Source organism: Flavobacterium sp. WC2430, from assembly GCF_040822075.1.
GTDB lineage: Bacteria > Bacteroidota > Bacteroidia > Flavobacteriales > Flavobacteriaceae > Flavobacterium.
The window spans coordinates 378,777-392,027 of sequence record NZ_CP162007.1 but is presented as its reverse complement, the minus strand read 5'-3'; the positions used below and the strand labels follow the sequence as shown (position 1 = coordinate 392,027).

The following is a 13,251-nucleotide window of genomic DNA, read 5'->3' as shown; positions in this document are numbered from 1 at the left end:
CAGATGACAAGTTTGTTGGTAATTATAGTTTTAGTTTTATTAGCTGTTGCTTTATGGCAATTGACTAAAATATTTGATCTTACGCAAGTAGGTTCTGATTCAGACAGTTCTCAGGTAGCTTCTGATAATGATAATAATGTTCAAGGTTATTTGATGTTTGGCTTTTTAGCTTTCATATATATATTTACTATATATGGTTTGTTTCAATGGGGACCTTTAGTTCTTCATACACCAGCATCAGCACATGGAGGTCAGGTTGATAACTTGATGAATATTACTTGGGTTTTAATTTTTATTGTTCAGGCAATAACACAAGTTTTATTACATTATTTTGCCTTTAAATATAGAGGTAAAAATGATCAAAAAGCATTGTATTTTGCTGATAATAATAAATTAGAAGCGATTTGGAGTGTAATTCCTGCAATTGTTTTAGCTGGATTAATTCTTTACGGGTTATATGCTTGGACAAATATTATGTTCATCGATGACGAAGATGATACAGTTGTAGTAGAATTATATGCACAACAATTTAAATGGACAGCTAGAATTGCAGGAGAAGATAATGTTCTTGGAAAAGCAAATGTTAGATACATTGAGGGAATTAATACGTTAGGTGTTGATCTTGCAGATCCTTATTCTCAAGATGATATTGTGGTTTCTGAATTACATATTCCTAAAGGAAAAAAGATTCATTTTAAAATGAGATCTCAAGATGTATTGCATTCAGCTTATATGCCTTACTTTAGAGCGCAAATGAATTGTGTTCCTGGAATGGTTACAGAATTTGCTTTTGAACCAATTTATACTACAGCTGAATATAGAGAATTACCTTATATGGTAGAAAAGGTTTCTAATATTAATGCTTTAAGAGCTAAGAAAAGTATTGCTTTAGTTGCAAAAGGAGAAACTGCTCTTGATCCTTATTCATTTGATTATTTGCTTCTTTGTAACAAAATTTGTGGTGCATCTCACTATAATATGCAAATGAAAATTATTGTTGATACTCCAGAAGACTATAAAAAATGGTTGTCTGAGCAAGCAATTTTAGTACAACAAGTAAAAGAAGCTAATACACCAGCTCCTGTTGAAGGTGCAATAAGTACAGATTCTTTAAAATCAAAAGATACAGCAGCTGTTTCTAAAATAGCTATGAAATAATTAATAAGAAAATTTAAAGTATACATATATGTCAGCAGAAGGTCACGATCACGGACACGATCACGAACACGAACATCATCATAAAGACACTTTCATTACTAAATACATTTTTAGTATTGATCATAAAATGATTGCTAAACAATACCTTATTACTGGTATTATTATGGGAATTATTGGAGTTAGTATGTCAATGCTTTTTAGAATGCAATTAGCATGGCCAGAGGAGTCTTTTAAAATATTTAATATATTATTAGGAGACAAATGGGCTCCCAATGGTGTAATGGCTAACGATATTTATTTGTCTTTAGTTACTATTCATGGAACTATAATGGTATTTTTTGTACTTACCGCTGGGTTAAGTGGAACTTTTAGTAATTTATTGATTCCACTTCAAATTGGTGCTAGAGATATGGCTTCTGGTTTTATGAATATGATTTCTTATTGGTTATTCTTTTTGTCTAGCGTAATCATGATTGGGTCTCTTTTTGTAGAATCAGGTCCTGCTAATGCTGGTTGGACAATCTACCCTCCTTTAAGTGCATTGCCTCAGGCTATTTCAGGTTCTGGTTTAGGTATGACTTTATGGTTAGTTTCAATGGCTATATTTATTGCATCTTCTTTAATGGGATCTTTGAATTATGTAGTTACAGTAATTAATTTGAGAACAAAAGGAATGTCTATGACTAGACTACCTTTAACTATATGGGCATTTTTTGTAACCGCTATTATTGGTATCGTTTCATTTCCTGTTCTTTTATCAGCTGCTTTATTGTTGATTTTTGATAGAAGTTTTGGTACTTCTTTCTTCTTGTCTGATATATATATTGCTGGTGAAGTATTACATTATCAAGGTGGTTCTCCAGTATTGTTCGAACACTTGTTTTGGTTTTTAGGACATCCTGAGGTTTATATCGTATTGCTACCTGCATTGGGTATCACTTCTGAAGTTATTGCTACTAATTCACGTAAACCTATTTTTGGTTATAGAGCGATGATTATGTCAATTTTAGCTATTGCATTTTTATCAACTATTGTGTGGGGTCACCATATGTTTATCTCAGGAATGAATCCATTTCTAGGTTCTGTATTTACCTTTACAACTCTATTGATTGCAATACCATCTGCCGTTAAAGCTTTTAACTACATTACCACTCTTTGGAAAGGTAATCTACAATTAAATCCAGCGATGTTATTCTCTATCGGATTAGTTTCTACTTTTATTACTGGTGGATTGACTGGAATTATATTAGGAGATAGTACATTAGATATTAATGTTCATGATACTTATTTTGTTGTAGCGCACTTTCACTTAGTAATGGGTATTTCTGCTCTTTATGGTATGTTTGCGGGAATCTATCACTGGTTTCCTAAGATGTTTGGAAGAATGCTTAACAAAAACTTAGGGTATGTTCACTTTTGGGTAACTGCGGTTTGTGCGTACGGTGTTTTCTTTCCAATGCACTTTATTGGACTAGCTGGTTTACCAAGACGCTATTATACAAATACTAATTTTCCTTTATTTGATGATTTACAAAACGTTAATGTATTAATTACTACATTCGCATTAATTGGTGGTGCTTTTCAATTGGTATTTTTGTATAACTTTTTTAGTAGTATTTTCTACGGTAAGAAAGCGGTGCAAAACCCTTGGAAATCTAATACTCTTGAATGGACAGCACCTGTAGAACATATTCATGGGAACTGGCCTGGAGAAATTCCTGAAGTTCATAGATGGCCATATGATTATAGTAACCCAAGTCATGACGAAGATTTTGTTCCTCAAAATATTCCAATGAAACCAGGTGAAGAAGTTTTACATCACTAGATTTTTTTTATATATAAAATGCCTTTCTAAATGGAAAGGCATTTTTTTTTAGTTCTAACTTTGTCTTATCTTTGTTGTATGAATGAGAATCTAGATCCAACTACCAATGGTTATAATTCGGAAGAATTTGATCTTGAAAAAAAATTAAGGCCTTTATCATTTGATGATTTTGCTGGACAAGATCAAGTGTTAGAAAACCTTAAGGTTTTTGTTGAAGCAGCTAACCAAAGGAATGAAGCTTTGGACCATACCCTTTTCCATGGACCTCCAGGATTAGGGAAAACTACATTAGCTAATATTTTGGCTAATGAATTGCAGGTGGGTATAAAAATCACATCTGGTCCTGTTTTAGATAAACCGGGCGATTTAGCTGGTTTGCTAACTAATCTTGAGGAAAGAGATGTTTTATTCATTGATGAAATCCATCGGTTGAGTCCCATTGTGGAAGAATATTTATATTCAGCAATGGAGGATTTTAAGATCGATATTATGATTGAATCTGGACCAAATGCGCGTACGGTCCAAATCAATTTAAATCCATTTACATTAATAGGTGCCACTACTCGTTCAGGTCTTTTAACGGCTCCTATGAGGGCTCGTTTCGGAATATCATCACGCTTGCAATATTATACAGCAGAACTATTAACAACTATCGTAGAACGTAGCGCAAGTATTTTGAAAATGCCTATTTCTTTAGAAGCAGCTATTGAAATTGCTGGTAGAAGTAGAGGAACACCTCGTATCGCAAATGCTTTGTTGCGTAGGGTACGTGATTTTGCCCAAATTAAAGGAAACGGAACTATTGACGTTGCTATCGCTCGTTATGCCTTAAAAGCGTTAAATGTTGATGCACACGGATTAGATGAAATGGACAATAAAATTCTAAATACTATTATTGATAAGTTCAAGGGAGGCCCTGTAGGGTTATCTACTTTAGCAACGGCGGTTTCTGAAAGTAGTGAAACAATTGAAGAGGTATATGAACCTTTTTTGATTCAAGAAGGTTTTATTATGAGAACTCCTAGAGGAAGAGAAGTCACCGAAAAAGCATATAAGCATTTAGGGAAAGTCAATTCTAATATTCAAGGAGGTTTGTTTTAATTTTTAAGAAGCTATTTCCTGCTGTCCGCTATATCTTTACTTGCATAAAGAAAGCAAGTAAAGGATGCCGCTGCCATCAGGGCTAAACATCATTTATAAGATATATTATTAATTCTAAAACAAAATATACCCAATTTATAAAAGCAGAAGCGAAACGGCTCGGTTTCCTTTCATGTGGTATATCCAAAGCTTGTTTTTTAGAACAAGAAGCACCAAGATTAGAAACTTGGCTAAATAACAACCATAACGGACAAATGTCCTATATGGAAAATAATTTTGACAAACGTTTAAACCCTACTTTACTGGTTGATGATTCAAAAAGTGTGGTTTCTTTACTCCTAAATTATTACCCAGAACAATTTCAAGAAACTGATTCTTATAAAATTTCAAAATATGCTTATGGTAAAGATTACCATTTTGTCATCAAAGAAAAATTAAATGAACTTCTTTTTTCTATTCAATCTACAATAGGAGAGGTTTCAGGACGTGCTTTTGTTGACTCAGCTCCAGTGCTGGATAAAGCTTGGGCAGCCAAAAGTGGTTTGGGATGGATTGGTAAAAACAGTAATTTATTGACTCAAAAAGCAGGTTCTTTTTACTTTATTGCCGAATTAATTATTGATTTGGAATTAAACTATGATTACGCTACTACTGATCATTGCGGTACTTGCACTGCTTGTATAGATTCTTGCCCCACAGAAGCAATAGTTGCTCCTTACGTCGTGGATGGCAGCAAATGCATCTCTTATTTTACTATCGAACTTAAAGAAAATATTCCAATAGAGATGAAAGGGAAATTTGATGATTGGGCCTTTGGTTGCGATATATGTCAAGACGTTTGTCCTTGGAATAAGTTCTCTAAACCTCATAGTGAACCATTATTTAATCCAAATCCCGAATTATTAAAGTTTAGTAAAAAAGATTGGAATGAAATTACTGAAGAAACTTTTAATGCGGTATTTAAAGACTCTCCGTTAAAAAGACCAAAATTTCAAGGTATTAAGCGTAATATTGATTTTATTAAGTAGCTATTCTTTAGTGGGTAAGTCTAATTATCGGTTTTTAATGAGGACTCTCTAATTAATACGTTGGTTTCTAGTTCGATAGTTCTAGGTGTAAACTCCATATCATTTTTATGACAGTTCATCTCTTCTAATAGTAGATTAAATGATACAACACCCATTTCATTACTCGGTTGATCTACAGTACTCAATTTTGGAGTCAATACTTGCGACATAAACCAATTACTAAATCCTATTATTTTTACTTGTTCTGGAACTTTAATTTTATGATCGTTAAAATAGGACAATACACCTACTGCTACTAAATCAGTGATTGCAAATATTCCGTCTACATCTGGATGTTCTTCTATTATGTGTTTGGCAAAATAAACACCTTCGTCAAATGTAACATTTTCGCAAGTGTATACTAATTTTGAATCAAAAGGAATGTTGTTTTTCTCTAAAGCTTTTTTATATCCAATATAACGATCAATAGAATTTTGAGGGTTTAATGGGCCACGCAAATGAACAATTTTTTTGCACCCATTATCAATTAGATGCTGAACAGCGTTAAAAGCCGCTTTTTGATCATCAATAATTACTTTAGAACACTTAGAAAGTTTAGATATTTTATCAAACATGACAAATGGAATCTTTCTATTTATAATTTCCTTTATATGTTCGTCATTATTTGATTCATTAGATAGGGAGATTAAAATCCCGTCTACTCGTTTGTTAATTAGTAGTTCAACTTGTTTTTTTTCTAAGGCTAATGACTCGTTTGATTGTAAAATGATAACCAGATAACCATTTTTTTCAGCTTCATCAATTATTGCATTAATAATATTGGAAAAAAAATGATGCATTACTTCTGGAATAATTAAACCAATAGTTTTGGATTCTTTTGTTCTTAAGTTTACTGCAAAACTATTTGGAGTATAATGCAATTTTTGTGCAAGGTCAATGACCGCTTTTTTAGTTTTTTCACTAACATCAGGGTAGTTCTTTAATGCTTTAGATACGGTCGTTATCGAAATACCTAATTTTGTTGCAATTTCTTTAAGAGTGATGTCTTTCATGAACTAATTTTCTAATAGTTTAAGTTTAAAAAATACATTTTCGAATCAACTATTTTTCTATTTTAAGGTCTGGAACTCGTTTAGACTTATTTTTAAATAAAATGGAGGTGTAATTTTCTTTACCAAGATATTAATTTTTATCTTAAATGTGTGTTATTTTTTTTATTTAACGAATAAATTAGATTAGTTAAAATTCAGGTATTATTTATTAAAAATAAATTCACAAAGAATAATCTAGATTAAATTTTATGCAGAATCCCTTTCAATTATTTTAGTTTCTAATTCAATGGATTGAAAGACGACAGGTTTGTTTTTCTTTTTCAAGTCAATTTCATCAAATAAAATGGAAGCCGCTCTGTTCCCTATTTCAAATCCTGGTTGGTCAATTGTTGTTAGCTTTGGAGTTATTATTTCGGACATGAATGAATTGCAAAAGCCAAAAACTGCTATTTGTGCGGGTATTTTTAGCTCTATATCATTAAAGTATTTTATTATTCCAACTGCCACTAGATCAGTTATAGCAAAAATGGCTTCAATATCCGGGTGTTCCACTAAAACTTTTTTCGCATTTTCATACCCGTCTTCAAAATCGGTATTATTATCACATAAATATACTAGTGAGGGGTCATACACAATATTGTTATCTTCAAGTGCTTTTTTATAACCTAAAAAACGATCTATAGAATTTTGTGGCATATAGGATCCTCGAAAGTGGGCAATTTTTTTATGCCCTTTTTTGATAAGATAATTTACAGCATCATAAGCTGCTTTTCGATCATTGATTGCCACTTTTGAACAGTTGACTAATTTTGCGATTTTGTCAAAAAGAACTAAAGGAGTTTTATGTTTAATTATGTTTTTAATATGATTAAAATCCCCAGTTTCATTAGAAAGTGACATTATAATTCCGTCAACTCGTTTGTTTAATAAAAGTTCAATTTGTTTTTTTTCAACCTCTAGCTTTTCATTGGAGCGTAATATTATTACTTGGTATTTTCTTTTTTCAGCTTCTTCTAGCACACCCTTGAAAACTTTGGAAAAAAAATTGTAATCAACCGTGGGTATTATAACTCCTATAATTTTTGACTCTTTTGTTCTTAAATTAACTGCAAAACTATTTGGGGTATAATTTAGTTTAATTGCTAAGTCTACAATCTTTTTTTTTGTTTTTTCACTAACATCAGGATAATTTTTCAGTGCTTTAGAAACAGTTGTAATTGACACCCCTAGTTGAGTAGCGATTTGTTTAAGAGTAGCTTCTTTCATGAATTGATTTCCAGATTGTTTAGAATGAAAAACTGTTTATTTGAAAACAAACTTACAATTTATTTATTGTAATTCAGATTTCAAATAAACAGTTACATTAAAAATTATAGTTGATTACGCTATGTGGTAGTTGAACTAATTATTCTAAATCAATCAAAATGAATTATCATCGCCTCATAGGGTCTTAATGAATTGCTTTTAACTTTATTACAATCTTCATAATTATCTAAAATCACTTCATGTTTGCCTAGCTTGAAATTTAAATTATAGGTAGCTTTTTTATTCGTAAAATTTAATAAAACCAATATTTTTTTATTGTTGAGCTCTCTTGTATAGGCATATACAGCTGAGTTGTTCTCATCCAATAACGTATATTTACCATAAATAAGTGCGGGAATTTCTTTACGGACTTGAACTAATTTTCTAAAGTAATTCAAAACTGATTTTGGGTCCTTTTCTTGCTCTTCAGCATTTACCGTTTTAAAGTTTTGATTTACCTTCAACCATGGAGTTCCTGATGTAAAACCTGCATTTTTTGTAGTGTTCCATTGAAAAGGGGTACGTCCATTTTCTCTTGAAGTTTGTTTTTGTCCTTCTAAGAATCCTTCTAAATCTCCATTCTTGTTTTTCAACCCGATGTATTTGTTACGGGTATCTACATCTTGATAATCTTCAATAGAATCAAAACGAATATTGACCATTCCTAATTCATCTCCATTGTAATAAAAAGGAGTCCCTCTCATGGTCAGGATAAAAGTTGAAAGCATTTTTGAAGAGATTTCTCTAAATTTAGGGTTGTCATTTCCAAACTTACTGACCATCCTTGGTTGATCATGATTAGCAAGAAAAATGGCTAACCATCCTTTGTCTTTGAATGCATTATCGTATCTCGAAAATATTTTTTTATATTTTACTAAGCCAAAATCAAGCACATGCTTACCAATGTCAACACTTTCAAAATGATACGCAATGTCCAGTTCTTTTCGATCTGGATCTACAAATTGTAATGCATCCGCTGGTGAACTTCCAGCACCTTCGGCTACAGTCATGATGTCGTATTTGCTAAATACTTTTTTATTCATTTCTTGTAAATACTCATGTAAATGGGGTCCTACACCATAGTATTTTATAATGTCTTTTTCATACCCTTTTGGTAATTCTGGCCAAGTTGTATCTTTTGAGGCAAATTGAAAAGCATCCATTCTAAATCCATCAATTCCCTTGTCCAGCCAAAAACGCATGATATCGTATACTTCTTCTCGTAATTTTGGGTTTTCCCAATTCAAGTCAGGTTGTTTTTGTGAGAAGTAATGCAGATAATAGGAATCCGTTTTCGCATCGTATTTCCAAGCTTCACTATTTACATCAAAGAAACTCCATCTGTAGGGAGGCTTTCCTTTTTCGGCTGGCCACCAATGGTAATAATCTCTATATGGGTTGTCACGAGAACTTCTGGATTGTTTGAACCAATCATGTTCATCACTACTGTGATTGACCACTAAATCCATGATAAGTTTGATTTTGCTTTTATGCATTTCTTTCAACAAAACATCAAAATCTTCCATAGTCCCAAAATCCTTCATGATTTCCCGATAATTACTAATGTCGTATCCATTATCGTCATTTGGAGAAGTATAGATTGGATTTAGCCAAACGGCATCAATTCCAAGACTTTTTATATAGTCTAATTTAGATATTATTCCTTTCAAATCTCCAACTCCATCATCATCGCTATCTTTAAAACTTCTAGGATATATTTGGTAAACAACAGCTTCTTTCCACCATTTGGCATCTTTAACTGGGATGATTAGATTTTTATCAATTTGTGCGTTAATAGTCATGCTTATAAATAATAGCGTTAATGTAAAAACAGATATAGGTTTCATAATTACTTAAATTGGATTCATGAATTTAGTTATTTTTGAATTTGAAATTATTGGGTTAGCTCCTTCTTTTTCAGCAACAAGAGCTCCTAAAGCACAAGCAAAGTCAATCGCTTTTTGAGGGTCGTTTTGGGTTAGTAATTCACTAATTAAACCGGCCAAAAATGAATCTCCAGCTCCAACAGTGTCCGCTACCTTTATTTCATATCCACTATTGTAATAAAACGTATCGTCATAATATAAAATGGCTCCATGGCACCCTAATGTTACACATATGCGACTTGTATTTGTTGTTTCAGCTATATAAATGATATTTTGCTTTAAAGAATGGTAAGGTGAATTTAGAAACTTACTTATTTCGTACAACTCTTCATCATTAAACTTGATAAAATCAGACTGCATCATCAAATTAATAAGTACTTTTTTCTTGTAAAATGGGGCGCGTAGATTGACATCAAATACTTTGTATTTAGCGTATCCTATTAATTCAACCAAGGTCTCAAAAGAGGTAGAATCTCTGCAAACTAGGCTACCATAAATAAATGCGTCTGCTTTTTTTACTGTATTTTCTATTTCTGGATTGCATTCAATTTTATCCCAAGCCACAGGATAATTAATAGTGTAAGATGCCGATCCTTTGTCGTTTAATTCTACTATTACTTCACCCGTTTTATAAACAGGATCAACCTGAATCAAATTTGTTTTTACTTTGTTTTTCTTTATGAAAGACAGGAGTTCTTTTCCAATTTCATCATTACCAATACGACTTACTATTTGAGTATTTATGCCCAGGGATGCAAGCCGTAAAGCCACGTTTAGTGGTGCTCCACCAATTTTCTTGTGCGTTGGAAAAACATCATAAAGCACTTCTCCAAAACATACTACATTAGGTTTTTGTAAATTATTTTCCATTGCTAAGCATTTTATGTTCTAAATCTTCTAGTGACAAACCTTTTGTTTCAGGCATCATAAATAAGACAAATATTAACTGTAATACCATCATAAACGCAAAGAAAGCGAAAATTGGCCAAGGATTTTCTTTGAATAAATCGATTACTACTGGACCAGCCAAAGTGATTAAGGCAGCAAAAATCCAATGGATGCCTGTTCCAAATGACTGTCCATTTGCCCTAACGTTATTTGGAAATATTTCAGAAATAAACACCCAAATTACTGCTCCCTGACCAATGGCGTGAGAAGCAATGAATACGAGAATTGATACCATTAAAACAATTGGTCCTAGATTATTAAGAAAGGCCAAGGCCACCATTCCCAAACTTAAAATGTAACCAATAGATCCTATTAACATTAATTGTTTTCTTCCTAGAGCATCAATTAACCGCATCCCTGCAAGGGTGAAAATCAGGTTTGTAAATCCAATTAAAATAGAATTCATTAAAGATTCTTTAGATCCTAATCCCGCCATTTCTAATATTTCTGGGGCATAATATAGGATGAAATTGATTCCAGATAATTGATTGAAGAAAGCCAGCAAAAAAGCTAAGATTACTGGTAGTTTATATTTGTAAGAGAAAATAGTTTCTTTAAAAGCTGAGTCTTCAAGAAGGTCCTTTTTTATTTCGTTAAAATTGGCTAAAGCATCTTCTTTGTTATAAATCATTTCCAGTACGTTCATAGCAGTTGTATCATCCCTTTTTTTCAAGATCAACCAGCGGGGACTATCGGGTATTTGTGTGACAATTAAACTATAAACAAGTGCAGGTAAAGCTACTATTCCTATCATCCATCTCCAATCATTAACTCCTCCAAATCCTTCAAATAAATAATTGGAAAAAAAGGCGATTAAGATTCCAAAGACGATATTGAATTGAAACAGGGTACCTAATTTACCTCTGTTTTCAGGAGTAGATATTTCTGATATATAAATGGGTGCCGCAACAGACGAAGCTCCTACGCCAATACCACCTATAAATCTAAAAAACGAGAATATATATGGATTAGGTGCTAATGCCGAACCTATAGCCGATACCAAAAATAATATTCCAATCCAAAATAATGTTTTTTTTCGTCCCCATTTATCACATGGTATTCCTCCTAGTAATGAACCTAATACTGTTCCCCATAATGCCATTGACATTATGAAAATCCCGTGAAACAGGGGAGTAGTATGCCACAATTCTTTGATTGGCAAGTTGGCTCCGGAGATGACGACAGTGTCAAATCCAAATAAAAATCCCGCTACCGCTACGGTGAGAGACCAGTTTCTAACTTTATTCATTTATTGGTTTTTTGGTTGTTTATTTATTGTTTTTTGGTTTATTTTTTATTCCAAATGTCTTTTATATAGTGGATTGTGAAATCTTTTATATCTTGATTTTCACTCGATATTAGGATCATTTTTGTGTACGGTTTATTTGGAAAAATTTGTTCAGTAAAGCTATAAATCCCTCCGTTTAGAAAGATTTCAATTGATGACCAATCCATGATGATTTGATAATCAATAGTTTTCGAAATGACATTAGGAATTACTGTTTTGTGAATTTGTTTCCCAAAGCTTTCTTCAAAAGCGACAATTCCGGAATGGCGCCTGTCTATAGAAAATGTTTTCTGCTTGGCATTGTACTCTACTCTTAAAGAATCGTGTGCTTCATTTGAGAAAATAAACTTTAAATCTTTATTTTCTCCTGTGAATTTAATTTCAGATTGATTTAAATTTCCATAATTAACAACTGCTTTTTCGTTTGCTTTCAAAGCAATTAGTTTATTCGAATAGTCCTGTTTTAATTGTTTTTGTAGTTGTTCAACAGGTTTGCTTTTTAATACATAATTATTGCTTATTTTTTCAAGTGAAAGTTCTCTCGGTAATGTCATAGCGCTTCTCCAATTTTTAGTTGGCGTATCTCTTGCATAATTCCAGTTACTCATCCAACCAATAAAAAGACGCTTGCCATCAGGGGTGTTGTTGTAGGTGACACCAGCATAATTGTCTGTACCGTAATCTAGCCATTTGATGTCTTTTTGATCGCTTATGAAATTTTCACCGTCATAGTCACCAATGAAATATTGAGTACCTGAACCACCATTCGGTGCGCCAGGGTTGATGCTTGTAAGCAACACCCATTTTTCTTCCTTTGAATCGGCTACTTTTAGTTTGAAAATATCGGGGCATTCCCAAACACCTCCATGTGCTCCTGTGTTTTTTCCAAATTCACTTTCAAACTCCCAATTAATTAAGTTTTTGGAGGTGTAAAATTGAGCGTGATCACCTGCTACTAAAACTAAATTCCAAAGATTTGTCTCTGGATTCCAAAAAGCCTTCGGATCTCTAAAATCTTTTTGGTTGGTGTTTTTTATGATTGGATTTCCATTGTACTTCAGCCAAGTATTACCTTCGTCCAAGCTGTAAGCTAATCCTTGTGTTTGAAAATCTTTTCTACCTGATTTCTCACCTTCCATATTATGATAAGTGAAAATCGCAACCATGGGAGGGTTTTCAAGAGTTCCTAATCCTGAAGTATTTTTTAAATCGACAACGGCACTTCCTGAGAATATAAGTCCAAGTTTGTCAGGGAATAGTGCTATTTTTTTATGTTCCCAATGAATTAAGTCAGTACTAGTAGCGTGCCCCCAATGCATCGGTCCCCAAACGATGTCATCTGGATAATACTGATAAAATAGATGATAGATGCCTTTATAATAAACTAATCCATTTGGATCATTCATCCATTTTATTTCTGGAGTAAAATGAAATTGTGGTCGGAAAGGCTCTTTGTACCGTTTTGTTGAGTCAACTACTATTTTTTCATTAGAATTAACAGTTATTGCTGTTTTTTCTAATTTTTTAGCGCAAGAATAGAATGATAATACTACCGAAATTATGCTTAAAAATAATATTTTTTGTAATTTTATATTCATTTAATTATGGGTTGTGTTTTTTTATCATAAAATTAACATTCATTTTGAATAAATCACATTTG

10 protein-coding genes are annotated in these 13,251 nt (G+C 32.5%); 4 read left to right on the top strand and 6 right to left on the bottom strand.

Annotation, left to right across the window (positions count from 1 at the left end):
- Window positions 1-3: 3 nt before the first annotated feature.
- The 4 genes from AB3G36_RS01790 to queG all read left to right on the top strand — a co-directional run bounded on the left by AB3G36_RS01790 (window position 4) and on the right by queG (window position 5,112).
- The gene (locus AB3G36_RS01790) at window positions 4-1,158 is read left to right on the top strand and encodes a cytochrome c oxidase subunit II (RefSeq protein WP_367755408.1); all 1,155 of its coding nucleotides are present in this window, start codon (window positions 4-6) and stop codon (window positions 1,156-1,158) included.
- A gap of 28 nt (window positions 1,159-1,186) precedes the next feature.
- Complete coding sequence (locus tag AB3G36_RS01785; RefSeq protein ID WP_367755406.1) at window positions 1,187-2,983, top strand: cbb3-type cytochrome c oxidase subunit I; 1,797 nt, start codon at window positions 1,187-1,189, stop codon at window positions 2,981-2,983.
- A gap of 78 nt (window positions 2,984-3,061) precedes the next feature.
- Window positions 3,062-4,084, top strand: coding sequence for a Holliday junction branch migration DNA helicase RuvB (gene ruvB / locus AB3G36_RS01780; protein ID WP_367755404.1), 1,023 nt, complete (start codon window positions 3,062-3,064; stop codon window positions 4,082-4,084).
- Between the two features lie 104 nt (window positions 4,085-4,188).
- Complete coding sequence (gene queG, locus AB3G36_RS01775; RefSeq protein ID WP_367757987.1) at window positions 4,189-5,112, top strand: tRNA epoxyqueuosine(34) reductase QueG; 924 nt, start codon at window positions 4,189-4,191, stop codon at window positions 5,110-5,112.
- A gap of 20 nt (window positions 5,113-5,132) precedes the next feature.
- On the opposite strand, the gene AB3G36_RS01770 is transcribed toward queG, so the two are convergent.
- The 6 genes from AB3G36_RS01770 to AB3G36_RS01745 form a co-directional block, all read right to left on the bottom strand.
- The gene (locus AB3G36_RS01770; protein ID WP_367755402.1) at window positions 5,133-6,164 is read right to left on the bottom strand and encodes a LacI family DNA-binding transcriptional regulator; all 1,032 of its coding nucleotides are present in this window, start codon (window positions 6,162-6,164) and stop codon (window positions 5,133-5,135) included.
- A gap of 246 nt (window positions 6,165-6,410) precedes the next feature.
- A complete protein-coding gene (locus tag AB3G36_RS01765; protein ID WP_367755400.1) occupies window positions 6,411-7,430 on the bottom strand; it encodes a LacI family DNA-binding transcriptional regulator in 1,020 nt (339 codons plus the stop codon).
- A gap of 149 nt (window positions 7,431-7,579) precedes the next feature.
- Window positions 7,580-9,271: an alpha-glucosidase gene (locus AB3G36_RS01760; RefSeq protein WP_367757985.1), complete on the bottom strand. Its 1,692-nt coding sequence runs from the start codon at window positions 9,269-9,271 to the stop codon at window positions 7,580-7,582.
- Between the two features lie 51 nt (window positions 9,272-9,322).
- Window positions 9,323-10,225 (bottom strand): carbohydrate kinase, encoded by a 903-nt coding sequence (locus tag AB3G36_RS01755; protein WP_367755398.1) that lies wholly within the window; start codon window positions 10,223-10,225, stop codon window positions 9,323-9,325.
- A complete protein-coding gene (locus AB3G36_RS01750; RefSeq protein WP_367755396.1) occupies window positions 10,215-11,552 on the bottom strand; it encodes a sugar porter family MFS transporter in 1,338 nt (445 codons plus the stop codon). Before AB3G36_RS01750 ends, AB3G36_RS01755 begins: the two co-directional genes overlap by 11 nt.
- Before the next feature lie 38 nt (window positions 11,553-11,590).
- The gene (locus AB3G36_RS01745; protein WP_367755394.1) at window positions 11,591-13,189 is read right to left on the bottom strand and encodes a glycoside hydrolase family 32 protein; all 1,599 of its coding nucleotides are present in this window, start codon (window positions 13,187-13,189) and stop codon (window positions 11,591-11,593) included.
- Window positions 13,190-13,251: the final 62 nt, after the last annotated feature.

Excerpts from the sequence above, each read along its gene's own strand:
- AB3G36_RS01745 (WP_367755394.1), bottom strand. The coding sequence starts at position 13,189 with ATGAATATAAAATTACAAAAAATATTATTTTTAAGCATAATTTCGGTA.
- AB3G36_RS01785 (WP_367755406.1), top strand. The coding sequence starts at position 1,187 with ATGTCAGCAGAAGGTCACGATCACGGACACGATCACGAACACGAACAT.
- AB3G36_RS01760 (WP_367757985.1), bottom strand. The coding sequence starts at position 9,271 with ATGACTATTAACGCACAAATTGATAAAAATCTAATCATCCCAGTTAAA.
- AB3G36_RS01755 (WP_367755398.1), bottom strand. The coding sequence starts at position 10,225 with ATGGAAAATAATTTACAAAAACCTAATGTAGTATGTTTTGGAGAAGTG.
- AB3G36_RS01770 (WP_367755402.1), bottom strand. The coding sequence starts at position 6,164 with ATGAAAGACATCACTCTTAAAGAAATTGCAACAAAATTAGGTATTTCG.
- AB3G36_RS01790 (WP_367755408.1), top strand. The coding sequence starts at position 4 with ATGACAAGTTTGTTGGTAATTATAGTTTTAGTTTTATTAGCTGTTGCT.
- AB3G36_RS01750 (WP_367755396.1), bottom strand. The coding sequence starts at position 11,552 with ATGAATAAAGTTAGAAACTGGTCTCTCACCGTAGCGGTAGCGGGATTT.
- AB3G36_RS01765 (WP_367755400.1), bottom strand. The coding sequence starts at position 7,430 with ATGAAAGAAGCTACTCTTAAACAAATCGCTACTCAACTAGGGGTGTCA.
- ruvB (WP_367755404.1), top strand. The coding sequence starts at position 3,062 with ATGAATGAGAATCTAGATCCAACTACCAATGGTTATAATTCGGAAGAA.